This window comes from Roseibium sp. RKSG952 (assembly GCF_009711355.1).
The window spans coordinates 15,112-37,670 of record NZ_SMMF01000895.1 but is presented as its reverse complement, the minus strand read 5'-3'; the positions used below and the strand labels follow the sequence as shown (position 1 = coordinate 37,670).

General features: G+C 56.4%; 24 protein-coding genes. 10 read left to right on the top strand and 14 right to left on the bottom strand.

Annotation, left to right across the window (positions count from 1 at the left end; all coding sequences use genetic code 11):
* The 4 genes from E1297_RS15640 to dnaQ all read left to right on the top strand — a co-directional run.
* On the top strand, positions 1-590 hold a 590-nt coding region (locus E1297_RS15640), incomplete at its 5' end, for a nucleoside triphosphate pyrophosphatase (protein ID WP_209015810.1).
* Positions 587-1,420 carry a shikimate dehydrogenase gene (locus tag E1297_RS15635; RefSeq protein ID WP_155139793.1) on the top strand — a complete coding sequence of 278 codons (834 nt, stop codon included), beginning with the start codon at positions 587-589 and terminating at the stop codon, positions 1,418-1,420. The genes E1297_RS15640 and E1297_RS15635, both read left to right, overlap by 4 nt.
* Complete coding sequence (gene coaE / locus E1297_RS15630; protein WP_155139791.1) at positions 1,417-2,010, top strand: dephospho-CoA kinase; 594 nt, start codon at positions 1,417-1,419, stop codon at positions 2,008-2,010. The genes E1297_RS15635 and coaE overlap by 4 nt, the downstream gene beginning before the upstream one ends.
* Positions 2,003-2,725, top strand: a complete 723-nt coding sequence (dnaQ, locus tag E1297_RS15625) for a DNA polymerase III subunit epsilon (protein WP_155139789.1) — start codon at positions 2,003-2,005, stop codon at positions 2,723-2,725. Before coaE ends, dnaQ begins: the two co-directional genes overlap by 8 nt.
* 24 nt (positions 2,726-2,749) lie before the next feature.
* On the opposite strand, the gene secB is transcribed toward dnaQ, so the two are convergent.
* Positions 2,750-3,250 (bottom strand): protein-export chaperone SecB, encoded by a 501-nt coding sequence (secB, locus tag E1297_RS15620; RefSeq protein WP_155139787.1) that lies wholly within the window; start codon positions 3,248-3,250, stop codon positions 2,750-2,752.
* Between the two features lie 60 nt (positions 3,251-3,310).
* Positions 3,311-3,805 carry an FxsA family protein gene (locus E1297_RS15615; protein WP_155139785.1) on the bottom strand — a complete coding sequence of 165 codons (495 nt, stop codon included), beginning with the start codon at positions 3,803-3,805 and terminating at the stop codon, positions 3,311-3,313.
* Positions 3,806-3,913: 108 nt separating this feature from the next.
* Here E1297_RS15615 and E1297_RS15610 point away from each other — a divergent pair, with 108 nt between their 5' ends.
* The 3 genes from E1297_RS15610 to E1297_RS15600 are packed head-to-tail and all read left to right on the top strand — an operon-like array spanning position 3,914 to position 6,200.
* Positions 3,914-4,576 (top strand): Tim44/TimA family putative adaptor protein, encoded by a 663-nt coding sequence (locus E1297_RS15610; protein WP_155139783.1) that lies wholly within the window; start codon positions 3,914-3,916, stop codon positions 4,574-4,576.
* 35 nt (positions 4,577-4,611) lie between these two features.
* Positions 4,612-5,613 carry a murein transglycosylase A gene (locus E1297_RS15605; RefSeq protein ID WP_209015809.1) on the top strand — a complete coding sequence of 334 codons (1,002 nt, stop codon included), beginning with the start codon at positions 4,612-4,614 and terminating at the stop codon, positions 5,611-5,613.
* Positions 5,613-6,200, top strand: coding sequence for a Smr/MutS family protein (locus tag E1297_RS15600; RefSeq protein ID WP_155139779.1), 588 nt, complete (start codon positions 5,613-5,615; stop codon positions 6,198-6,200). The genes E1297_RS15605 and E1297_RS15600 overlap by 1 nt, the downstream gene beginning before the upstream one ends.
* Here E1297_RS15600 and E1297_RS15595 read toward each other — a convergent pair.
* From E1297_RS15595 to hslU, 3 genes are all read right to left on the bottom strand, one after another.
* A complete protein-coding gene (locus E1297_RS15595; RefSeq protein ID WP_209015808.1) occupies positions 6,197-7,417 on the bottom strand; it encodes an MFS transporter in 1,221 nt (406 codons plus the stop codon). The two genes, E1297_RS15600 and E1297_RS15595, sit on opposite strands and share 4 nt — an antisense overlap.
* Complete coding sequence (locus tag E1297_RS15590; protein ID WP_209015807.1) at positions 7,414-8,514, bottom strand: alpha/beta fold hydrolase; 1,101 nt, start codon at positions 8,512-8,514, stop codon at positions 7,414-7,416. The genes E1297_RS15595 and E1297_RS15590 overlap by 4 nt, the downstream gene beginning before the upstream one ends.
* A 98-nt stretch (positions 8,515-8,612) precedes the next feature.
* Complete coding sequence (gene hslU, locus E1297_RS15585; protein WP_155139775.1) at positions 8,613-9,920, bottom strand: ATP-dependent protease ATPase subunit HslU; 1,308 nt, start codon at positions 9,918-9,920, stop codon at positions 8,613-8,615.
* 197 nt (positions 9,921-10,117) lie between these two features.
* Between hslU and E1297_RS15580 the strand changes: the two genes are divergently transcribed.
* Both E1297_RS15580 and E1297_RS15575 read left to right on the top strand, forming a co-directional pair.
* The gene (locus tag E1297_RS15580; RefSeq protein WP_155139773.1) at positions 10,118-10,519 is read left to right on the top strand and encodes a DM13 domain-containing protein; all 402 of its coding nucleotides are present in this window, start codon (positions 10,118-10,120) and stop codon (positions 10,517-10,519) included.
* 116 nt (positions 10,520-10,635) lie between these two features.
* The gene (locus E1297_RS15575; protein ID WP_155139771.1) at positions 10,636-11,877 is read left to right on the top strand and encodes an MFS transporter; all 1,242 of its coding nucleotides are present in this window, start codon (positions 10,636-10,638) and stop codon (positions 11,875-11,877) included.
* A gap of 3 nt (positions 11,878-11,880) precedes the next feature.
* Here the strand turns inward: E1297_RS15575 and hslV are convergent, their stop codons facing one another.
* Positions 11,881-12,438 (bottom strand): ATP-dependent protease subunit HslV, encoded by a 558-nt coding sequence (gene hslV, locus E1297_RS15570; RefSeq protein ID WP_155139769.1) that lies wholly within the window; start codon positions 12,436-12,438, stop codon positions 11,881-11,883.
* 197 nt (positions 12,439-12,635) lie between these two features.
* Here hslV and E1297_RS15565 point away from each other — a divergent pair, with 197 nt between their 5' ends.
* The gene (locus E1297_RS15565) at positions 12,636-12,830 is read left to right on the top strand and encodes a DUF1127 domain-containing protein (RefSeq protein ID WP_155139767.1); all 195 of its coding nucleotides are present in this window, start codon (positions 12,636-12,638) and stop codon (positions 12,828-12,830) included.
* A 59-nt stretch (positions 12,831-12,889) separates the two neighbouring features.
* On the opposite strand, the gene E1297_RS15560 is transcribed toward E1297_RS15565, so the two are convergent.
* The 8 genes from E1297_RS15560 to tsaE form a co-directional block, all read right to left on the bottom strand.
* The gene (locus E1297_RS15560) at positions 12,890-13,252 is read right to left on the bottom strand and encodes a Lin0512 family protein (RefSeq protein ID WP_155139765.1); all 363 of its coding nucleotides are present in this window, start codon (positions 13,250-13,252) and stop codon (positions 12,890-12,892) included.
* Positions 13,252-13,599, bottom strand: coding sequence for a Lin0512 family protein (locus E1297_RS15555; protein WP_155139763.1), 348 nt, complete (start codon positions 13,597-13,599; stop codon positions 13,252-13,254). Before E1297_RS15555 ends, E1297_RS15560 begins: the two co-directional genes overlap by 1 nt.
* A gap of 133 nt (positions 13,600-13,732) precedes the next feature.
* Entirely contained in the window at positions 13,733-14,053 is a 321-nt protein-coding gene (trxA, locus tag E1297_RS15550; protein WP_155139760.1) for a thioredoxin, read from the bottom strand.
* 60 nt (positions 14,054-14,113) lie between these two features.
* Entirely contained in the window at positions 14,114-17,473 is a 3,360-nt protein-coding gene (gene addA / locus E1297_RS15545) for a double-strand break repair helicase AddA (protein WP_155139759.1), read from the bottom strand.
* Positions 17,470-20,445 carry a double-strand break repair protein AddB gene (gene addB, locus E1297_RS15540; protein ID WP_209015806.1) on the bottom strand — a complete coding sequence of 992 codons (2,976 nt, stop codon included), beginning with the start codon at positions 20,443-20,445 and terminating at the stop codon, positions 17,470-17,472. Before addB ends, addA begins: the two co-directional genes overlap by 4 nt.
* Complete coding sequence (locus E1297_RS15535) at positions 20,390-21,076, bottom strand: nucleotidyltransferase family protein (RefSeq protein WP_155139757.1); 687 nt, start codon at positions 21,074-21,076, stop codon at positions 20,390-20,392. Before E1297_RS15535 ends, addB begins: the two co-directional genes overlap by 56 nt.
* Positions 21,073-22,077 carry an aminoglycoside phosphotransferase family protein gene (locus tag E1297_RS15530; RefSeq protein ID WP_155139755.1) on the bottom strand — a complete coding sequence of 335 codons (1,005 nt, stop codon included), beginning with the start codon at positions 22,075-22,077 and terminating at the stop codon, positions 21,073-21,075. Before E1297_RS15530 ends, E1297_RS15535 begins: the two co-directional genes overlap by 4 nt.
* Positions 22,074-22,544, bottom strand: coding sequence for a tRNA (adenosine(37)-N6)-threonylcarbamoyltransferase complex ATPase subunit type 1 TsaE (tsaE, locus tag E1297_RS15525; RefSeq protein WP_155139753.1), 471 nt, complete (start codon positions 22,542-22,544; stop codon positions 22,074-22,076). Before tsaE ends, E1297_RS15530 begins: the two co-directional genes overlap by 4 nt.
* Positions 22,545-22,559: the final 15 nt, after the last annotated feature.

The window sequence follows — 22,559 nt, the reverse complement described above, 5'->3', positions numbered from 1 at the left end:
CCTTAGTTCTGGCCTCTGGTTCAGCAATCCGAGCGCAACTGCTGGAAAATGCCGGCGTCCCGTTTTCCATCCAGGTGGCGCGCGTCGATGAAGAGACTGCCAAGCGTGCCCTATTGGTCGAAGAGGCTTCACCACGGGATATCGCTGATGCGCTGGCAGAACTGAAAGCGCGCAAAGTCAGTGACAAAACACCGGGCGCAATGGTTTTGGGTTGCGATCAGGTACTGGATTTTGATGGTCAGTTGCTTTCCAAACCCAGCTCACCCGAGGATGCATTGGTGCAGCTCAAGGCGATGCGGGGTAAGCGACATATGCTGCTTTCCGCTGCTGTCATATACATGGATGGTGAACCGATCTGGCGCCATGTCGGTCAGGTTCGCTTGCGTATGCGCGCCAGTTCGGATGCCTATCTAAAGTCATATGTCGCGCGAAACTGGGACAGCATTCGCCACGCCGTGGGCGCATACAAGCTTGAGGAAGAAGGTGCGCGCCTGTTTGCTACCATTGACGGCGACTATTTTAACGTTTTGGGTATGCCCTTATTGGAACTGCTCAATTTCCTGGCGTTGCGAGGGGTGATCGAACAATGACAGAGAACCGCATTCCACTGGCCGGGGTTATCGGACATCCCATAGCGCATTCCAGATCACCCAAGTTGCACGGTCACTGGCTCAGAACCTATGGGCTGCAGGGTCACTATATACCGATGGATGTTGCGTCAGCAGATCTTGAAACAGTTCTGCGTACCTTGCCGAAGGCTGGGTTTGTTGGTGCAAACGTTACGGTCCCACACAAAGAAGCTGCCCTGCGACTGGCGGATCATGTTTCTGACCGGGCTTCGGTGATTGGTGCCGCCAACACGCTGGTTTTCCGTGATGATGGATCAATCCATGCAGATAATACCGATGGCTACGGTTTCATGGAAAACCTGCGAAGCGGAGCGCCTGACTGGAATCCAAAGGATGGGCCAGCCGTGGTTCTGGGTGCCGGAGGTGCTGCGCGCGCAGTCCTGTGCGCTTTGGCTGATGCCGGAGTGCCGGAGATCCTGCTGACGAACCGGACGCGCACCCGTGCAGATCATTTGAAAGAGGAATTTGGCCAGCGGATCACCGTGGTAGACTGGGTACAGGCCGGAAATGTGATCGAAAACGCCGAATTGGTGGTCAATACGACCTCATTGGGAATGCAAGGCCAACCCGAGCTACGGGTGCCCATGGACGGGCTGCAACCGGGAACGGTTGTCACCGATTTGGTCTACGCGCCGCTGAAAACCCGGCTGCTGCAAACAGCGGAAGAGGCCGGGTGCACGACGGTCGATGGGTTGGGCATGTTGCTCTATCAGGCGGTTCCCGGATTTGAGCGCTGGTTCGGAACACGGCCCGAAGTTGATGCGGCAACCCGTGCGGCGGCCTTGGCATGAGTTTTGCTCTTGGCCTGACGGGCTCGATCGGGATGGGCAAAAGCACCACGGCGCAGATGTTTGTGGATGAAGGATGTGCTCTGTGGGATGCAGACGCCGCTGTTCATCGCCTTTATGCAGCAGGTGGTGCGGCCGTTGCCCCAATGTCGAAGGCATATCCAGACGCAATCGAAGACGAAGCGGTCAATCGCAATGCCCTGAAAAAGATCATTTCAAACGATCCTGAAGCGCTGAAAATGATCGAGAGTATTGTTCACCCGTTGGTTGCCGCAGATCGCGCAGCGTTCCGGCAATCTACTGCGGCTGATATTGTAGTATTCGACATCCCTTTGTTGTTTGAAACAGGCGGTGACGCCACCATGGATGCCGTAGCCTGTGTATCTGTTTCCGCCGACGAACAGAAACGTCGGGTTATGGAACGCGGAACCATGTCGGAGGCTCAGTTCGAACAAATTCGTTCCAAACAGATGCCGAATGACGAAAAATGCGCGCGATCGGATTTCGTGATCGTGACAGATACGCTGGACCACGCCCGTGCACAGGTGCAGGATATAGTCAGGCAGATACGGGCGGGGATGTCAGATGCGTGAGATTGTACTCGATACCGAAACCACGGGATTTGACCCAGATGGCGGCGACCGGATTGTCGAGATCGGTGCGGTAGAGCTGTGGAACCACGTCGCCACGGGTGAGACCTATCACGTCTATATCAACCCGGAACGTTCGATGCCCGAAGAGGCATTTGGTGTGCATGGGATCGGACCCGACCTGCTGGAAAGCCCCCGCCCTCCAGAAAAGGGTGAGGTCACGCTGAAGGACAAACCGGTCTTTGCAAAGGTCGGTCAGGGATTCCGCGACTTCATCAAAGATTCGAAGCTGGTCATCCACAACGCCTCGTTCGATATGAAGTTCCTGAACGCGGAACTCAAATGGATGGGTCTTCCGCCTATTCCGATGGATCAGGCGCTGGATACACTGGCGATTGCGCGCAAGCGGTTTCCGGGCTCGCCTGCGTCACTGGATGCGTTGTGCCGCCGATTTAACATCGACAACACCAACCGTGTTCTGCACGGGGCCTTGCTCGACTCGGAAATTCTGGCTGAGGTGTATCTGGAGCTTATTGGTGGACGGCAGCCGGATTTTGGCCTGTCCACCAGCGCGGCTTCTGCTGCCGGTGGTGGCGACGACTGGCGCCCGACACCGCGTCCGACAGCCCTGCCGTCGAAGATCACAGCGGGAGAGCGCGCGGCGCATGATGCTTTTGTCGAGAAATTGGGCGAGAACGCCCTGTGGACCCGCGCCTGAGGTTTTCAGGCGCGGCTCAATTGATCAAGCTTCGGTCTTTTGTGCCTGCTCGGCCTGACGGCGCATCAGTTCATTGCGGTAGAGGCCCACAAAGTCGATGTTGTCCAGGTTCACTGGCGGGTAACCACCATCGCGCGTTACGTCGCTGACGATCCGGCGCAGGAACGGGAACAGCATCCGCGGGCATTCGATCATCAGGAACGGGTGCATCTGATCTTCTGGCACGCCTTCGATGTGGAACAGACCGCAATAGTCGATTTCGAACACGAACAGGACATCTTCCATGCCCTTGGCTTTGGAGTTCAGGTTCAGTTTGATCGAGACTTCAAACTGGTGATCTGCCGCACGTTTCTTGGCATCCAGGTTTACCTGAACCGAAATTTCAGGCTGAACGTCACCTGAGACACCCTTTTGTGCCATTACGTTTTCAAACGACATGTCGCGGACAAACTGCCCCAGAACACGCATTTGAACCTGAGGGGCGGCTTGGGCCGCGGTGTTTTCTGTGGCGTTTTCTTCGGCCATGGATCTACTCCAAAAATAAAATTCGCCACTGCTTATCAACTTGGGCGTGGCACCTCAATGCTACTGCGGCCCTTCGACCCATTTTGATGGCTTTGCGGGGTCACGCCGGGGCCGAACTTCGGTGAATTCACCATCAATCACGTCATCCTGAGCAAAAGGATTGTTGTCTGTGCGGAACTGTGTTCCGGACCCCATCTGAAAAGAGGCAACAGTTACTTTGGACCGCAGATATCGGAACACAGCCAGCCGAACGGCAGGGATTAGCAGTGCAAACCCAATGGCATCCGTGAAAAAGCCCGGTGTCAGCAGCAATGCGCCTGACAAGAGGATCATCGCGCCATGGGCCAGCGGCTCGGTTGGATCATCCAGTTCGGCAAAAGATTTCTGCAGTTGACCCAATGCCATGCGACCTTGTGTCCTTACCAAAACCGTTCCCAGAACCGCAGTCAGAACCACGATGGCAAGCGTTGGCCACAATCCGATCAGACCGCCAACCTGAATGAACAGGGCAATCTCGATGATAGGCACCAACAAAAATGCCAAGAACAGATACATTTGCGTTATCCTTTACCATATGTCGGGCTGTGGACTTGCCACCCAGTGTCACCTACATAGTGGCATGAGGCCGTGTACACAAAGTCCCGGCGCTGAAAAGAGAATGAAATGAGCGACAACCCTATGATCCAGTTGCTGGTCTTGGCCGGAATTGCCGTTTTCCTGATCCTGCGCCTGAAAAGCGTATTGGGCACGCGTGAGGGTTTTGAGAAACCACCGCTGCAACAACAGCCCGATGCAAGCAAATCGCGCCCTGATTTCGAAGTGATCGAAGGTGGTCCGGATCATGACATCACTGACCATGTGCCCGAAGACAGCGAACAGGCGCAAACCCTGGCTGCGATGAAGCGGGTTGAACCCGGATTTTCGGTCAATGAGTTTGTTCAGGGCGCGCGCGGTGCCTACGAGATGATCGTGATGGGGTTCGAAAAGGGAAATCTGGATGAAATCCAGCCGTTCCTTTCTGAAGAGGTATTTGACACCTTCGTTTCGGTTGTTGCTGACCGCGAAGACAAGGGTCTGACTATCGAAGCTGAGTTTATCGGTGTTCGTGAAACGACGCTGACCGATGCTCGGTTTGACAAGGATACCAACGAAGCCGAGATCACCATGTACTTCGTAGGTGAGCTGACTTCGGTCGTACGTGATCGCGGTGGCGATATCATCGAAGGCAACCCCAACACCGTCAAACGCCAAAAGGACAGCTGGACCTTTGCCCGTGTCATGGGCAAGGACGATCCGAACTGGCTGCTTGTTGCCACGGACGCATGATTGCCGCGCTCCGGTCGCTATTTTTGGTGGGCGTCATGACCACCGCAAGCGCTGCCGGAGCCGAGGCAACGCGAGCGATTCTGTCATTTGATGATCTGGATGGCTGGGCTGCGGACGATCATGGCGCTGCCCTTTCAGTTTTTCTGAATACGTGTGGTGATCTGCGGGACCCAGATTGGCAGGCACTGTGCGCTGTAGCCAAGACCTATGAACAGGATGCGGCGCGCGCGTTCTTTGAGCTGTTTTTCCGACCTGTACTGGTCGAAGATGGCAAGGACGCGTTGTTCACGGGTTATTTTGAACCCGAGCTGGATGGTTCGCGAACCCAGTCAGATAAATACCGATATCCGATTTACAAGATGCCGCCCGAAGCGCGAGAAGCCGGACAATGGCTCAGCCGTCGTGAGTTGCTGACCACCGATGTGATGAAAAATCGCGGTCTGGAAATCGCTTGGGTCGATGACCCGGTTGAGCTGTTCTTTCTGCAGATCCAGGGGTCCGGTCGTGTCCGCTTGCCGGATGGATCAGCGCTGAGGGTTGGTTATGGTGGCGCGAATGGTCACCCCTATCGCTCGATCGGTGTAGAACTGGTGCGCCGCGGGGCGCTGGGCGCGCATGAGGTCAGCGCACAGAGGATACGATCCTGGGTGCGCAAGAACCCCGAGGCAGGCACCGAACTGCTGTTTCACAATCCCTCTTACGTGTTCTTTCGTGAAGTTTCGCGTGTTGCACCCGAGCGCGGCCCTTTGGGGGCCATGAACCGCTCGGTTACAACGATGCGCAGCATTGCAGCTGATCCGGCTTATACCCCGCTGGGTTCGCCCGTATGGGTCGAAAAGGACGGCAAGGATCCGATCAGGCGATTGATGATCGCACAGGATACGGGCTCTGCCATCAAAGGGGCGCAACGCGCCGATATATTCTTTGGTACAGGCGACGATGCCGGGCAGGCAGCGGGCAGACTTAAGGATCCGGGTCGGATGGTTGTGTTGCTGCCAATTCAGCGCGCCTACGCCCTATTGCCGGATGAGTTCTGATGACACGGCGCAAACTGACGGCAGAAGAAATCGAGCTTTGGCGCAAAGTAGCGAAGCAGGCTGAGAGGCTGCATCCGGAAATTCCGCAATCAGTGCACCCGGCCACCCTGCCGAAACCAAAACCAACGAAGACCCCGAAAGCACGGATTGATGCGTTTGAATTGGGACAGAAAGTACCGGCCAAACCATCACGGAACACACTGAAACCTTCGGTAACAGAACAATTGCGTGGTGCGCCGGTCCAGATGGACAACAAGGCTTTCGGACGCATGAAGCGTGGAAAGCTGAAGCCAGAGGGCCGCATTGACCTGCACGGCATGCGCGTTGATACGGCCCACCCGGCTTTGGTTCGCTTTGTTCTGTCGGCGCAGGCTTCGGGCAAGCGACTGGTTCTGGTCATCACCGGCAAAGGCAAAGATCGTGATGAACCGGGGCCAATTCCGACACCACGCGGGGTATTGCGCAATCAGGTGCCGCATTGGTTGTCGATACCACCTTTGGCACAAGCCGTAATGCAGGTAACGCCCGCCCATATCAGTCATGGCGGTGATGGCGCTTATTACGTGTATCTTCGACGGGTTCGTTAAAGACTGCGGGCAGCCCGGCTGATCCCGGCCCATGCCGTCAGACAAACCAGAACGAAAAAGACAGCGATCCACAGAAATTGTGTGCTGAGCGGAATACCCAGATCAATCAGAACTCCGGTCAGGCCCGGGCCAATGGCTGAGCCCAGAACCATCACTGCGGTTGCCATTGCCTTGATGGAACCGATGTGACGGGTGCCATAGAACTCGGCCCAGAACGCGCTGGGCAAAGTGTTGTTCGCACCGACCGTCAGGGCAAGAAAGGACATTCCTATAAGCGCCCCGCTGATCGAGTTGGTCACTCCGATAACGGCAAAACCGACTGCCATAGGTAGTTGGTAGAACGGCATCATCCGCGCCGTTCCCCACTTGTCCAATGCCCAGCCCGAGGTGAACATCGCAAGAAGTGAAACCCCGGTAAAAACCGGGAACAATGCCACCAGTTCAATATGCTGCCAGCCCTTCACCTCAGCCAGATGAACCTGATGAAAGAAAAAGGCAGTGATAAACGCGGATGGTCCTAGTATCGCAGGTGTCATCAGCCAGAACAGTGGATGAAACAGAGTTTCCTTACGGGTCCAGTGATGGCCCTGCATCCCGGTTGAAGAATAGGCATCCGACAGGCTTTGCGGGGTCCTCTCTTGCCGCAACAACCGGATCAGAACCGGAATGCCCAATGCGGTGATCCCGGCCGACACGATCCAGAGCCAGTGCCAATCTACAAATGCCATGGCGGCAACGAAACCCAACGGTAGCAAAGCTTCACCCAGCGCAATACCAATTGTCGCAATCGACAACGCCTTGCCTCGTGTGACCGTAAACCAGCGGGCCATGGCGACCGTGGCGATGTGGATGCTCATACCCTGGCCGAACAGGCGTAGCAGAAAGATTACTACGGGCAGCAACATGAGCCACGAATTCAATGCCATCGATATCGCCGCCAGCGAAAGACCAGCCAATACCACCGGGCCAAGAACCCGAACCCGAAAAACATCAGTCAAACCGCCGGCCCAGATCATCACGATGGCGGACACGGTTGTACCCAGAGAATAGAGACCTCCCCAAGCACCATGGCTCAGGCCGAACTCCGCTCGGATTTCCCCGGCAAAAATGGAAATGAAGAAGGTCTGACCGAAGCTGGACAGAAAAGTCAGCAGAACACCGGCACTCAACCAGGTAGCGTTATCGTACAGATACTGACGCAGTCTGAACTGCGTCACGGAGAGCTGACCTGCGCCTGCCCGGTTTCTGTCAGAACAATTTCGGTCGCACCGTCTGGATTGCGTTGGCTGGGCGGAACCAGAATGTCGATGCCCGGTCGATCTTCGCGGCCGAAGGTATTGTTTACGCGTCTTAGCGAATTGAGGATCGACAAGAGTGCCGGAGAGGTGGCCGCAACGAAATGTGAGGACTCTGCGTCTTTGTTAAACGCGGTTGTATCGATTACGTTGATCGGGAATTCTTCAAGCGTCTTAACCGAGCTTATATTACCCAATCTCTCGCTCTCGTCTGTTCCGCGGAGGCGGCCTGAAATGTTCAGGATCTTGTCCTTTTGTGACACCATAACCAGGAAAGGATCGGGCGGGTTCTTGATGCGTCTCATCTGCGAACGGAACAGGTCAACATCCAGATCTGGTGAGATTAAGACGACCCCTTCGATGTTTCTGTTGGCCCAGCCCGGTTCTTGCAGTTCAGCTTGCCGCATCATTTCCATTGCCAGAGCGCCGCCCATGGAATGTGCGACCAGAATGACGCGCTTGACACCCATGGCTTTCAGTTCACGGATCGTCTGCTCTAACCCGTCGCGGGCGAACAACATGCTGTCCAGATCATAGGCATACCCATACCCGGTCGCGCGGCTAGGCCAGGAGTAGACCAGTGTGGAGCCCGGAAGACCAATGTCATGTGTCAGCTGAGCCGCGCGGAAAATCGTCTCGGTTTGGGTCGAATTATAGCCGTGCACAAAGATAGTGACGTCGTCCTCGCCACGTAGATGTTCGCGTAATCCCTTTGGCCCGCCTAACTCGGTCACATCTGTCAGAACGAATTCTTTTTTCGGATTTGGGTTCGCGTAGGAAAATTTCAGCGTTCCTGGTGTGTGCGTTGGCGGGATCGATACTGTTGTTTCCAGAAACTTCAGCGAATCCCCCCGCCGGAAACCGTAGGTTCCATCTGCTTCACGCGCTCGGGTCGTACTTGCGAATATCTTTTCAGGTGTCCCGACGTTTACTGCCGAAGGCACGATCTCGGTTACCGTTCGGTCGACGCAGGCGCTTAGCGACAGAGATACAATCAGAACTAAAAAATAGCGCAGCACAGGCCAACCCTCAGGATGAATTGCGCCTACGCTATCGCATTCTCGCCCTGCGTCCAGCGGCGCAGGGCGGAATTAACGGCAAAAACCGGCTGGCAGTGTTACAAAACGTAACGGCTCAGGTCGGTTGATTTGGTCAGCTCACCCAGATTGTCGTTCACAAATTGCGCGTCGACTGTGATTTGCGTTCCGGCCTGGTCGGGCGCGGTAAAGGACAGCTCTTCGAACACGCGTTCCATTACCGTGTACAAGCGACGCGCCCCGATGTTCTCGACGCTTTGGTTTACGTCTGCCGCGATACGTGCCAGTGCGGCAATGCCATCCTCACTGAAGCTGACGGTCACCTCTTCAGTACCCATCAAGGCGGTGTATTGCAGGGTCAGGGCGTTGTCGGTTTCGGTCAGAATACGAACGAAATCCTCTTCGGTCAGCGCGCGCAGCTCTACGCGGATCGGCAGACGGCCCTGAAGTTCGGGTAACAGATCCGAAGGCTTGGCGATGTGAAAGGCACCGCTCGCGATGAACAGGATGTGGTCGGTCTTGACCGGACCGTGCTTGGTCGAGACAGTTGTCCCTTCGATCAGAGGCAGCAGGTCGCGCTGAACGCCTTCGCGGCTGACGTCGCCACCACGTGCATCCGTGCGGGCGCAGACCTTGTCGATTTCGTCCAGGAATACGATGCCGTTCTGTTCAACGGATTCCAGTGCAATACGAGTGACGGTTTCATCGTCCAGAAGCTTGTCGGCTTCTTCACCGATCAATATGTCGTAGCTCTCGGCAACGGTCAGGCGCTTCTTGACGGTGCGACCACCAAAGGCCTTGCCGAAGATATCGCCCAGATTCATCATGCCCATCTGGCTGCCGGGCTGGCCGGGAATGTCAAACATCGGCATCGGGTTCGAGGTGTCGGACAGTTCCAGCTCGATTACGGTGTCGTCCAGCTCGCCCGCCTTCAGCTTTTTGCGGAACATCTCACGAGTGGATTCACGCGCGTCCGTTCCTGCGATGGCTTCGATCACACGATCTTCGGCTGCCTGATACGCCTTGGCTTTGACATCCTCGCGCATGTATTCACGGGTCTGCAGGATGGCGGCATCTGCCAGATCACGAACGATCTGTTCGACGTCGCGGCCGACATAGCCCACTTCGGTAAACTTGGTCGCCTCGACCTTGATAAAGGGTGCCCGCGCCAGTTTTGCCAGACGCCGGCTGATCTCGGTCTTGCCGACACCGGTGGGGCCGATCATCAGGATGTTCTTGGGATAGACCTCGTCCCGAATGTCATCAGGCAATTGCTTGCGCCGCCACCGGTTCCGCAGCGCCACTGCCACCGCACGCTTTGCGTCCTTCTGTCCGATGATAAAGCGGTCCAGTTCCGAGACAATCTCGCGCGGGGTCAGGTCGGTCATGTGTTTTCTATCCGTTTGTTTCGCACGGGAACCTAATCATAAGGCGCGAAAACACAAGCCGATCACAGAAAGATCACAGCAATACACGGTAAGCACACGCAAATTCTAGGTGATGTGAATCGCCAGACAGTGAATACCTGCGCATAGTTTGCGACGACGGGCAAACCCGCCTGCACTTACTAATGGAGACACACATCATGATGACTCGTCGTTCGCTCTTTCTGAACGCGGCTGCCACTGGTGCAGCTCTGACTCTGGCTAGCGCCGGTGTTGCAGTTGCTGGCGGTGCTAAGAAAAAGGGCACATTCGAGGGCCGTTCGAAACACGTGACCACGGGTTCGGTCAAGGTGGTCAAGGATGGCGATCGTTACATTGTGGAGCTGGGTGACGACTTTTCTCTGGACAATGGTCCTGACCCGCGCGTGGCCTTCGGTAAGAACGGCACCTATGATCCCAACTCCAAGCTGGGCGCGCTGCTGAACCTGACAGGCAAGCAGCAATATGCTGTCCCGCCCACCATGGATATCTCGGGCTATGACGAGGTCTACATCTGGTGCGAAGTGGCAGGCGTTCCGCTGGGCGTTGCGGCACTTAAGTAATCAATTGCGAAACACCAATTCAGCGGCCGGAGCAATTCGGCCGCTGATCTGCGGTTAGGTGACGCGCTGCCAATCTGCTACAGTGATCCCGGGTATTGGAACCAGGGACATGTTGCATGAGTAAAATTGCCAAGATCACATTGCTGTTCGTTGTATTTGTGGATCTGATTGGGCAAGGGCTGGTCTTTCCCATCATCAACTCACTGATTATGGAGACGAAATCCGGATTCCTGCCTGACAACACCCCGGATGGTCGCCGGCATTTCTACTACGGGTTGGTGATCGGATGCTTCTTTCTGTCCTGGTTTCTGGGGGTCGTATATGTATCCAAGGTCTCGGACTCGATCGGGCGCAAGAATGCCTTGCTGGTTTGTCTTGGTGGTGCGCTTGCCGGGTATGCGATCACCATTGCCGCCCTGTATCTAAACAGCTTGCTTTTGCTAATTCTGGGACGGTCGATTACCGGCTTTACCGCAGGCAACCAGCCCATCGCGCAGGCAGCGATGATTGACGGCAGCACGGATGCCGCTGATCGCGATCGCAACATGGGGTATATCGTAACCGGCGTCAGCTTTGGCCTTGTAGGGGGCCCTATCATCGGCGCGGTTCTCTCCGATGCGGCACTGCTGGGTAGCGCGGCGACACTGAAGACACCGTTTTATGGTGCCTTTGTTCTGGTGTTGATCGCGATTTTCCTCGTGTCAGTCTTCTTTAAGGACACAAGAACCGAGCGCGAGCCTTTTGTTTTCAGGCCTCGTGATATCACCGACAGTCTGATCGCGGTGCGCGGACATCCGATGGTTCTGAAGATCCTACCGGTCTATTCATTCTTCATGATCGCAAATGTCACGTTTTACGTCTTCGTGGATAACTTCCTGACCAGTGCGTTTGGCTATGGCGTGATCGGTGGCAGTGTTGCGATGGTCGTCATCGGCGTCGCACTGGCGTTTTCGAGCACGTTCCTTGTGAAACCTGCACAGGAGCGATTCAGCAAACACAGCATCATCCACACTTCTCTGATCGTCATGATCGTCTGTGGCGCTGCTTTTGCCTTCAGTCCGAGCGGTGTTTTCAGCTACGTCCCGGTCTTCTTCTTCTACTTCCTGTTCGGAGTCGCCTACCCGACTATGCTGGGGCTGTTTTCATCCAGCGTCAGTGAAACGGATCAGGGGTGGGTGATGGGCGTCACAACCGCCGTGTTCTGCCTTGCCGGGGGAGTTATGTCGCTGATCGGGGGCGGATTGATGAGTATCGATATCCGTGTGCCGTACTACATCGTTATCATAGCGGCGATACTGGGCCTCGTTGGCATGCATCGCCGCTGGAAAGGTAAGGAGATCTCAACGCTCCTGGCCTGAACCTCAGGCCGAGATCGTTTCGACTGTCAGCTTACCATTGGTATAAACGCAGATGTCGGCAGCGATCGCCATGGATTGACGTGCGACGTCCTCGGCCGATTTGTCGCTGTCCATCATCGCGCGGGCTGCGGCCAGTGCAAAGTTACCGCCGGATCCGATGGCCGCTACATTGTGTTCGGGCTCAAGCACATCCCCTGCCCCGGTGATCACAAACAGGTCTTTGCCGTCGGTTACGATCAGCATCGCCTCAAGCTTTTGCAGGTATTTGTCAGTACGCCAGTCCTTTGCCAGTTCGACAGATGCGCGAGCCAGCTGACCGGGTGTTGCCTCAAGCTTGGCTTCCAGCCGTTCCAACAAGGTAAAGGCATCCGCCGTTGAGCCGGCGAAACCAGCCACGATCTCGAACCCGCCAGGCGACAGGCGACGCACCTTTCGGGCGGTTCCCTTAATCACGGTCTGACCCAGGCTAACCTGCCCGTCACCCGCGATGACGATCTGCCCGTCTTTTTTGACGCCAATGATCGTGGTCCCGTGCCATCCGGGGAAATCGCTGTCTGCCATGAAAGCCTCCGTTATCACCGGCGACATATATGGGCCGGGGACGGGATCGGCGCAACCCGTTCTGAAACTGCCCAAAAGATATGCAAAAAATGCATTCCGGGGTTACCAGACTATCAATTGTGAGTCCGTCCTGCCGGTACTACATGGGGCTCACAACCGACAACGGGTCGGCTGTTTCAGATCAAAGGACTGGGCAAATGGCAACTACCGCAAATATCCACGCGCCGCTCGGAGCAGCTACCATTCTGCATGTAGTGGACGCGTTCATCAATGTCTTAAACAACGTTGTCGCGTGGAACGAATCCCGCAAGACGCGCAATATTCTGAACCACCTGACAGACGCTCAGCTGGAAGATATCGGCCTGACACGCGCCGAAATCGCAAAAATCTGATCTTTCAATAAGGATCAGCAGAGGAAGAGGCCGTCCGATACTGGGCGGCTTTTTTCATTTCAGCTCTGTACGAATTGGCCTGCAAGATCGGGAAGAAATGCCTCGATCGCAGCTGTGGCAACGACGTGACGCGTTCCTGCCTCTGTGTCCTCAACATCCAGACCACCTTTGACGGCGCGAACCTCGGCTCGGCCACGCGGCAGATCGGACGCAACCAGATCACAATCCACGTCCTCGGGTTGTTGCACACCGATTGTTACGCAAACCCGCATTTCCGAATGATCAATGTCCAGTTTGGAAAACAATGTGATCGAGGAATGGTGCAGCGCGTCCTGCACTGCCCGGCGCGCCGCTTTGGTATAATCCTGACCATAAAGGTCGTTGCCGGTACCCATTTCCAGAATGATACGTTTTTCGGTCATTAGGCCGACTCCATGTCGAACGATACAACAATTGCTGCGTTTGCGATGACTGTGTTCCCTTCGGTATGAGGCTTGTCGACATCCAGCCCACCTTGCGTGACTTTGATGTTGGGCTTGCCATATGGAAACACGGCCTTCAGCGCTTCGACGTCGACTTTCTCTGGCTGCTGAACGCCAATTTCCGCATCAATGATCATCGCTTCCTTCGGGAATCCGAACAGTTCAGCCATGTTGACCGAGTTGTGCCAAAGCGCATCCTTGATTGCTCGAAGTGCAGCTTCGGTATAGTCCTCGCGCCTTAGCGAAGTACCCATACCGAATTCCACCAATACTCTTGTTTTGGCCATGTCATTCCTTCGTCTCTGTCCGCGCAATATTCGCCCTGGATCAACGCTCAGGCAAAATCCAGTTGGAGGGCTTTGATCGGACCAAAAAAAGGCGCCCGATTGGACGCCCTTAATGATCAGATATCGTTACCGATCAGATCGACTCGTCGATCCAGCTTTGCAGAGCGGCTTTGGGGGCAGCACCTGCGCGGTTTGAAATGACCTGACCGTCTTTGAAGATGAACAGCGCCGGAATACCACGAACGCCCATGGCAGCGGCAGAGTTCGGGTTGCTGTCAACGTCGACCTTGGCGATTTTCACCTTGCCGCCATACTCGGCTGCCAGCTCTTCCAGTGCGGGACCGATCTGCTTGCAGGGTCCGCACCATTCGGCCCAGAAATCTACTACTACGGGGACGTCCGAGTTTTTGACTTCGGCGTCAAATGTGTCGTCAGTTACGGCTACGGTCGACATATTCTGTCTCCTGAATGGGATGCGCTTGGGAATCGAAAGTAGGTGTCGTGTTGGGGGAGGTCAAGATATCCGGTAGCGGGCCAGTGCATCTGTCACAAGATCGTGTGGCAACCACATCAGGCTGGCCGTCCGGGTCCACAGAATGGCCGTTTGGATTTTCCGGTCGGGATAGATCTGTGCCATCGCCTGCGCATATGCACCCATTTGACGCAATAGACCTTCGGGACAGGATTCCGCACTCGTCGGAACGGTCGCATTTGATTTGAAATCAATCACATGAACCTCCGCTTCGGTGACGATCAGCCGGTCGATCACCCCGTGCATCCGGTGATCACCAAGAGTTGCTGTCACGGGCACTTCAGCAAGCGTGTCAGCGGCAAAGACGGATTGCAGATCGGGTGCGGTCAGAACCCGGGTAGCTTCGGCCAAAAGCTCTCCCCTATCCGCCTCATGCATATCGGGCAGAAGCCGCGCGCAAAGCTGGGGCCACGTAGGTTGATCGGTGACCGGAAGGTGTTCAAGCAGCATGTGCAGCTGCGTTCCACGCAGCTTGGCAGCCTCTTCATCCTGCCCGGTGTCACCCGGCAGTGCCTTTGCCCCATCCAGATCAGATGGGCTGACGGTTTCAGCGGGTGTTTCGGGTTCCTGCGCAGGCTTGTTGAAGTAAACCGGCAATTCCACAACAGGCGACGTTAGCTCGGCGCGTTCCTCAAGGGGCGGCGCGTCCCAGTTACCATGGGAAAGCCTGCGGATATCTGACCCGGGCAGTTGCGTGGCCCCTGCCCGCTCCATCGCGGCCTCGACCATCTGATACCAACTGGTCCCATCCTTTCCGACATCCCCGGCGGCAGCAACAATCAACCACTTTTCCGCCCGTGTCAGAGCCACATACAGCAAGCGAAGCCGTTCATTTTCTTCTCGGGAGCGGGCCTCTTCGCGTGCGCGGGAAATGAGTGCGGGGGAAACGTCCGCAGGGACTTTCCACAAAGGTGTGCCATCGGCGACCATGATTTCGGCATCGCGCGGCGGTTGCCTCTTGCCGGTATCCGGCAAGATTACAATCGGAGCCTCGAGCCCCTTTGATCCATGAACCGTCATCACCCGGATCATATTTCCAACGCCGCTCATTTGACGTTTGATCTCAAGATCATCGGTCTGCATCCAGACCAGAAAACCGGTCAGGCTGGGAATATCCGTTCGTTCATAAGCCAAAGCCTGTGAAAGCAGCGCGTTGATGCCGTCTTCGGCCTCTGCTCCCAATCGGCCCAGCAGTTTGCGACGTCCATCATGGCGGGTCAGTATGCGCTCGATCAGATCATAGGGACGCAGGAAATCGATCTGTCCCCGCAGATCGTTCAGCACCGCAAGCGTTTCGGGGAATTCTTCACCGCGGTTGCGTAGCGCCGCCCACAGAAAAGTTTCTTTGCGGCGATGCGCCAGATCGAAAAGCTGCTGCTCGGTCCAGCCGAACAACGGGGATTTGAGAACCGTTGCAAGCGAGAGGCTGTCTTCCGGTGTTGCCAGAAAGTTAAGCAAGGCGGCAAGGTCTTTAACCGCCAACTCTGCCCCGACCTTCAGTCGGTCCGCTCCGGCAATCGGTAGTCCTGCTGCTTTGCAGGCTCGAATGATCTCGGCAAACAGATCTGATCGTCGCTGAACAAGGATCAGGAAATCACCTGGCTGAACCCGGCGGCGAACAAAGGTGCCCGGTTTCTCTCCGTCCTCGGGGATTGTTTCACCGCGCTCGATCATTGATTTGATCGAGCTGGCTACCTGTTCGGCCAGAATGACCGTGTGATGCCGGGCACCTGGTCGGTCGACAGGATCGGTCCAGTCACCCTCTTCTTCATCATCGACCTTTTCAACCACGGGCCACAGGTCCACCCGGCCCGGCAAGTCTGCTTTGAAGGCGCGGTGCAACGAGTCCTTGTGAAACCCTGCCTCAGATTGATTTTCGAACAGAATGTCGACCAGACCAAGGATCGCGCTGGAGGAGCGGAATGAATACTCCAACGTTGAATCCCACAGTTTAGAGCCTGATTCATCCAGTTTCCGACCAAATTCGGCCTGCATCCTGTCAAACGCCTGTGGATCAGCACCCTGAAAGGAGTAGATCGACTGTTTCTTGTCTCCGACCACAAAAATGGTGCGTTCGATGCCGGATCGCGCACCCTCACCGCTGGTGAATTCCTGTGCCAGTTTTTCGACCACATCCCACTGGTCGGGGCTGGTATCCTGAGCTTCGTCCACAAGTATATGATCGATGCCGCCATCCAGACGATAGAGCACCCATTCAGCCACTGCCGGATCGTTCAGAACCTGTCGCGCCCGCAAGATCAGATCGTCGAAATCCAACCAACCCCGCAGCTGCTTGCGTCGTTCATACTCCGGCAAGAACGCGGTTGCGAAGCGGTGCAGCACAGCGGTTTTCCGGGCCGCGACAAGCGCGAGGCGATGTTCGCGCGCGGCCTCGACCCGTAACATCAAGGCCTCTAGCTGCGGCATTCGGTCCGCCACCACGCCTTCGCGCAGTGCCTTGGTTGGGAAACTGTTGAGTTTGGCCGTGAAAGGTTCTTTGGCGGACTTTCCGGTCAGAAAGACACCCTCAAGTATCGGAAGGTAGCTCAGCCGTGGCTCGTCAAAACCAGTCAGTTTGGCAGCAGCCTTAGCGTTATTGCCGCCGCTTTCGATCAGTGCGGGTAGTATGGAACGGATCAGTTCGACCTCGCCTCCAAGGTAAACCTGCCGCAGCAAGGTCTCTTCGTCGAAACCTTCAGGCAAGCCAAACCGTTGCTGCAGGCCGGACCAGTCCAACGGCTGAGCAAACTGACTGCGTCTTTGCGTGATCGCCGCTGTCAGCTTGTCAAAACCAGTATCGGTGACATATCGGGCAATATCTTCGACCAGACCGGCCTGAGGGCCGTCGGCGAAATCCTCAACGATTTCTTCGCGCAACAGGGATGCAGCGCGATCTTCCATCTCGGCGAATTGAGGGCTGACGCCAGCCTCCAGAGGAAACCGCCGAAGCAGTGATGCGCAGAATGAGTGAATGGTTTGAATTTTCAGACCGCCCGGGGTCTCGATCGCGCGCGCAAACAAGGTTCGCGCCTGCCCCAATCGTTCGGGCGTGATAACTCCATGCACGCCCAAATCAGTCAGTTGTTTCAGGAGGCGTTCGTCACCCAGCATTGCCCATTCGCCAAGGCGCTTGAACAGGCGGTTCTGCATCTCGCTGGCAGCGGCCTTGGTGTAGGTCAGACACAGGATGTGCTGTGGTTGAACCCCGTCCAGCAAAAGGCGGGCGACGCGGTCGGTCAGAACGCGCGTTTTTCCCGATCCGGCATTGGCAGCCAACCAGGTCGAGGCATCAGGTCGCGCCGCTTGCACCTGCCGCTCGGTTGCGTCGTTGCGCGGGCTCATTTCACGTCCTCGGGATGTGTTTCCGCCGTACGATCCCACTCACCAAACCGGGCAAGATGATCATAGTCACCAATATCAGTATCCTTGTGCAGCATCCGCCGGGACGAGAAACCCTGATCAGGCTCTAAATAAGAGGAAATCAGCACTTTCAACTCTGCAAGAACCTTTTCAGGCGGTTCTTTTGTCAGTGGTGCGCGAACCTCTTTGTAGGTTCCGCCCATGCCGATAAACACCGCCTCAGCGACGGGTAAGGGATCAAACCCTTCAATACCGCCCTGCTCTGCCATGGCGGCTTCGATCAGCAGCTGTTTGTCGAATTTCGCCTGCTGGCTTTCAGTTGGAGGTGTGCCGGTTTTATAGTCGACGATCCGCAACGCGCCGCGGCTATTGCGATCGATCCGATCAGCACGCCCGGCGATGGTGAAATCAAGCGGTGACAAGACCAGCTTCATTGTGGCTTCAAAGGCGACGGGACCGCCATCCCCGCGACGTCCGATTTCGGCCTGCAGAAAGTCATCGGCAATTCGTTCCAGACGCGCCAGCCACAACTTGCGTGCCGTGGGCCAGGCTACGTGTTCATCCAGCAAAGCCTCAGCGCGTTTCATGAAATTCTCACGTGACAACAACGCACTATCCAGAACGCTGTCCTGAATGAAATGTTCAAGTATCTCGTGGATCACGATACCACGCAGCAACGCATCGGGTGCCTGCACCAGAGGATCCAGAGGCTTCAGTCGCAGTACATGCTTGGCATAAATTGCGTAAGGATCGCGGATCAGGCGCTTGATCTCGGTCACCGTCAGCCGTTTTGGGCGCGCCGCAACCGGCGGACGGGGTGATGGGCGTTGCGCAGCTACAATCTCGGGCGCATCTTCAAGGGTTTCTGACCAGTCCAGCCATTGCTGGCCCCGCGCTTTCATACCGGCCAAGGCTTCAGGGCCGCCCTGCCCCGATAACCCTTGCAGAAGGTTGGTCATGCGGTTCAGCCAACGGGATGGAACAGTTTCGGCGTCATCAGAGCGGGTCGCCCGTGTCAGCCAAACTTCGGGCGCACCAACAGCTTGTTGGAAATCATGCGCAGATAGCCCAATGCGCCGTTCCGGCAGCAAAAGGCCCGCCTTGTCCCGCATTTGCCGGTTAAGCCACGGATCCGGAGATGGCGCTTCGGGCCAGCTGCCCTCGTTCAAACCGCCTAGGATCAGAAGATCGGCGCCCTGAACGCGCGCCTCAAGCGTGCCCCAGATCATGATGCGCGGGTGCGGTGCATCCCGGTCGCGCACTTCTTCACCAGCAAGCAATGCGCCCAGAAGATCGGCAAAATCATGAGCGGTCATTGCGCCGCCATGTTTGGCTTCGTCTTCCAATGAGGTCAGAACTGTCAGCGCCTTCTGCCCTGCATTCTTATCCCACAGCGTGCCGGTTTCATCCGAACTCCCTGCCGAAATCGCTTCGGCCAGTTTGCGCAGGTGCTTGACCCAGTCCACCAGCGGGCGTTCGCCCGGAATCTGTTGATCACAGAAGTGAGTGGAAACCCAGTTTACCCAGTCCTCAGGGATTTCCTTGCGAATGGCGGCTTTGGTCAGGCTGTCACTGTCAGGGACTGGGGGTCCGTGGCGGCGCAAATCCAGTTCCAGATCGCGCGTGTGTAGCAAATGCGCCCCGCGATCCTCGCCGTCATGGCACAAGGGGTGCTTAAGCAGTGTAAGCAATGCCTCGCCATCCAGACGTCGCGCAAGCAATCCGGCAACATGGCGTAGGAACCGGCCGGGAGGTGACAGTTGCAGTGGCAAACCAGCACTGTCATCCGGCAGGATGTTCCAACGGTCCAGTGCTGCACTGACCTGACGGGTTAGCATTCGGTCAGGCGTGATCAGGGCAGCGGTTTGGCCAGTCTCAGCCGCTTGCCGCAGGCGCAGCGCAATGGCCAAGGCCTCAGCCCGTGGCGACTGGGCTTCGACCAGAGTCAGATCTGCGGTTGCTTTGTCCAGATTGGCCAGCTGGGGACCTTCGGTCATCCAGGCATCGGTTATGGGCGCTGGTCGTAATGCAAGAGATATCAACTGGTTACGAGAAGGTGAGGGGGCCAGTTCATCCGTCCAGTGTTGAATTTGATCCGGCTCTAGATCCAACTCGCGCATCAGTTTGCGGAATCTGTATTGCGGATGATCCTCTGATGTCAGCGCATCATCCAGCCGACGCCAGACGTGATCCGGTTGGTCAAAGTCATACCCGGGCAAAACCAACGCCCCCTGAGGCAATCGCGCGACGGCCTGCATCAGCATCAACGTCGTCCCGCGCGAACCGGTCGAGCCTGCCAGAATGACCGGATGCTGAGGCGGCGCTACCTGCCAGCGTGCGATCAGATTCTCCACCACCCGACGTTGTCGCGCGTTTACGTCGAGCGCGTCCTCATCTGAATCGATGAAGTGATCCGCGATACCGATAAAGGCCTGAGCCCGTGCCCAGTGACCTGACATATCGCTTACATCCAGTTGGCGGATAGCGTCCGGAGATACGCCTTCACCCTGCATCTCGTCAATCAGGGCGGCCAGACTGTCGGACAGGTCAAACAATGAAGACCGCGCAGCCAGATCAGGCTGTTGTTCAAGAAGTCTGGCAATAAGCTGGGTCAATTCCAACCTGCGGCGCAAAGGTGGAATTGCAGGCGGTATTTTAGCCAGATCGACGTTTTCACCCAGATCGGTGACCAGCGAGAGTTTCGGTAACAGACAAGCCGGTCCCTGATCGAACAGATCACGCACCCGTCGTGCCATGCGTCTTGTGTTCACGACCAGCTGCGCGCGCGCCAGTGCTTCCGGAGGAAAATGCGCGGACCGCAATTGCAGACCACGAACCAATGCTTTGGGAAAATCTGTGCCGGGTGGCACTGCAAAGACACGGGGCAGGGTGCTGGGCTCAAACATCCGCCAGAAGACCTTCGGCCATTGCGATACCTTCGGGTCGGCCAACATCACACCACCGCCCAGGATACTGAACGGCAAACAACCGCTTTTGATTGTGCATCTGGTCCCAGAGCAGGTTTAGCGAAAACGCCTTTTGCTGAAACGCGCGCAGCCCGTCGGTTTTCAGGATCTGAGCACCGCCATAGATCAGACTGGGCCCCCGGGTGATCCGGCCATCCTCATCGATCGTGAAATCACCCTGACCAGAATGTCCAATAGTCTGTTCGACGGGGATGCACATGAGCAACGCATCCATCCGATCAGGATCCCAGGTTTCCTGCAGCAGTTTCAGAGGGTTCGGACCGGCCCAGATGGCATCGGTGTTCATGGTAAAAACAGGTTTGGTGCCTAGTAACGGAAGCGCGGCACGCAATCCTCCACCGGTTTCCAGAATATCCGGTTCTTCACGTGACAGTACAACGTTTTTTGGCGCCAGATGTGCCTCAAGTTGATCAGCGCGATAATGGGCGTTTGCGACCACCTTAATCGGGCGCAGTTCGTCCACAAGATCAAGCGCGTGGTCGATCAGGGGTTTGCCTGCAACCTCGATCAGGGGCTTCGGCTTGTCGCGGGTCAACGCACCCATGCGGGTGCCGAACCCGGCAGCAAACATCATTATGGATTGGGGGCTTTGGGTCATTGCGGCCTCAGCCTGTCCAGATTTTCCGGTGTGGGTTCTGGTAGTGCGCTACGCACCAGATCCGCGATCGCAATCAGCGCCGGATGTTCCAGATCGCGCATCAGATGTGCCCATACAGCAGGAATCAGGTCGATGTATTGCGGTTTCCCGTAGTCCGTTGCCAGACGCGCAAAGCCACCGAGAATGCGTAGGTTTCGCTGCGCTCCAAGAACACTGTATGCGGTGCGGAAATCGTGACCATCTACACCGCTTGCGGCGATGTAGCGGTCGATCATGCGCATTTCTATCCCAGCCGGAACAGTGCGGCGCACATCCTGAAGCAAAGACATCAGATCATAGGCCGGATGACACAGCATTGCGCTTTGAAAATCCAGCAGGCCGACGCGCTGGATTCCGTCCCGATCCGGCAACCAGATCAGGTTCTCGGCATGGTAGTCGCGCAAAACAACGACGCGTGTTCCGGAGGTTTCCTGATGCAGGATGTCGGCAAAGCGGTGCTCAAATCGGCTGCGCGCGTCACCATCATGCGTTCCAAGGATGCCTTGTGCGTATTTGGTGAAGGCAAGCGATGAATACTCTGTCATCAGGGAAGGGTCATAACTGTCCAAAGACAGTACCGGAGCCTCGTGCAGGTGTACCAGAACATCTGTAGCTGCCTCATACAGCGTACGTTCCAGCTTTGGTTCTGTTTGCAGAACCCGCGCAAACAGATCATCCCCCAAATCTTCGAGCAACAGAAAGCCGTAATGCGCATCTTCTGCGTAGATTTCAGGTGTGTTGAGGCCAATGGAGCGCAGATATTCCGCAACACGCACAAAGGCTTTGACGTCCTCGCCCTTTTCAGGCGGCGCATCCATCAGCACAGCTGTGCGGCCAGTCTCAGGGTCGGTCAGCCGCTCATACCGGCGGTTCGACGCGTCACCAGCTAACGGTGCGTGGGTAGAGCCCACCCAAGGCGTTTGCGCGATCAGGGCTTCGGCCAGAACTGCCCGGTTTGTCATCTAAGGCTCTCCAGCTTTGAAACCCATTTTGGGTCAGACCATGTGATTGTCATGGTGCGCAATTCTTCCTCGTCATCATCTGTTTTGAAGCTCAGCATCAGGGCAGAGGCTGGCGTCAGCGATCCCAGCTTGTCAGGCCATTCGATCAGGCAGATTGCGGTGTCGAAGGCTTCGGTCAGGCCAAGCTCTTCAATCTCTTCAACGTCGGACAGCCGGTAGAGATCGGAATGCCAGACTTCACCCTTATCCGTGTCATAGACCTGTACCAGAGTGAAGGTCGGCGAGGGGACATCTTCGGGTTCCTGCATCACCGACTGGATCAGGCTACGGGCGAAATGTGTTTTGCCGCTGCCAATTGTGCCGTCCAGCAACAGGATGTCACCGGGCAGCAGCCCGGCACCCAAACGTGTGGCCAGTTCAGCGGTTTCTTCGGGTGAGTGCAAAGCAATTGAGAGCGGCGAATTCATGGTGCCACAATGGAC

What these genes read in the sequence shown, in the direction of transcription:
- E1297_RS15635 (WP_155139793.1), top strand. Translation starts at nt 587, where the DNA reads ATGACAGAGAACCGCATTCCACTGGCCGGGGTTATCGGACATCCCATA.
- coaE (WP_155139791.1), top strand. Translation starts at nt 1,417, where the DNA reads ATGAGTTTTGCTCTTGGCCTGACGGGCTCGATCGGGATGGGCAAAAGC.
- dnaQ (WP_155139789.1), top strand. Translation starts at nt 2,003, where the DNA reads ATGCGTGAGATTGTACTCGATACCGAAACCACGGGATTTGACCCAGAT.
- secB (WP_155139787.1), bottom strand. Translation starts at nt 3,250, where the DNA reads ATGGCCGAAGAAAACGCCACAGAAAACACCGCGGCCCAAGCCGCCCCT.
- E1297_RS15615 (WP_155139785.1), bottom strand. Translation starts at nt 3,805, where the DNA reads ATGTATCTGTTCTTGGCATTTTTGTTGGTGCCTATCATCGAGATTGCC.
- E1297_RS15610 (WP_155139783.1), top strand. Translation starts at nt 3,914, where the DNA reads ATGAGCGACAACCCTATGATCCAGTTGCTGGTCTTGGCCGGAATTGCC.
- E1297_RS15605 (WP_209015809.1), top strand. Translation starts at nt 4,612, where the DNA reads ATGACCACCGCAAGCGCTGCCGGAGCCGAGGCAACGCGAGCGATTCTG.
- E1297_RS15600 (WP_155139779.1), top strand. Translation starts at nt 5,613, where the DNA reads ATGACACGGCGCAAACTGACGGCAGAAGAAATCGAGCTTTGGCGCAAA.
- hslU (WP_155139775.1), bottom strand. Translation starts at nt 9,920, where the DNA reads ATGACCGACCTGACCCCGCGCGAGATTGTCTCGGAACTGGACCGCTTT.
- E1297_RS15580 (WP_155139773.1), top strand. Translation starts at nt 10,118, where the DNA reads ATGATGACTCGTCGTTCGCTCTTTCTGAACGCGGCTGCCACTGGTGCA.
- E1297_RS15575 (WP_155139771.1), top strand. Translation starts at nt 10,636, where the DNA reads ATGAGTAAAATTGCCAAGATCACATTGCTGTTCGTTGTATTTGTGGAT.
- hslV (WP_155139769.1), bottom strand. Translation starts at nt 12,438, where the DNA reads ATGGCAGACAGCGATTTCCCCGGATGGCACGGGACCACGATCATTGGC.
- E1297_RS15565 (WP_155139767.1), top strand. Translation starts at nt 12,636, where the DNA reads ATGGCAACTACCGCAAATATCCACGCGCCGCTCGGAGCAGCTACCATT.
- E1297_RS15560 (WP_155139765.1), bottom strand. Translation starts at nt 13,252, where the DNA reads ATGACCGAAAAACGTATCATTCTGGAAATGGGTACCGGCAACGACCTT.
- E1297_RS15555 (WP_155139763.1), bottom strand. Translation starts at nt 13,599, where the DNA reads ATGGCCAAAACAAGAGTATTGGTGGAATTCGGTATGGGTACTTCGCTA.
- trxA (WP_155139760.1), bottom strand. Translation starts at nt 14,053, where the DNA reads ATGTCGACCGTAGCCGTAACTGACGACACATTTGACGCCGAAGTCAAA.
- addA (WP_155139759.1), bottom strand. Translation starts at nt 17,473, where the DNA reads ATGAGCCCGCGCAACGACGCAACCGAGCGGCAGGTGCAAGCGGCGCGA.
- addB (WP_209015806.1), bottom strand. Translation starts at nt 20,445, where the DNA reads ATGTTGGCCGACCCGAAGGTATCGCAATGGCCGAAGGTCTTCTGGCGG.
- E1297_RS15535 (WP_155139757.1), bottom strand. Translation starts at nt 21,076, where the DNA reads ATGACCCAAAGCCCCCAATCCATAATGATGTTTGCTGCCGGGTTCGGC.
- E1297_RS15530 (WP_155139755.1), bottom strand. Translation starts at nt 22,077, where the DNA reads ATGACAAACCGGGCAGTTCTGGCCGAAGCCCTGATCGCGCAAACGCCT.
- tsaE (WP_155139753.1), bottom strand. Translation starts at nt 22,544, where the DNA reads ATGAATTCGCCGCTCTCAATTGCTTTGCACTCACCCGAAGAAACCGCT.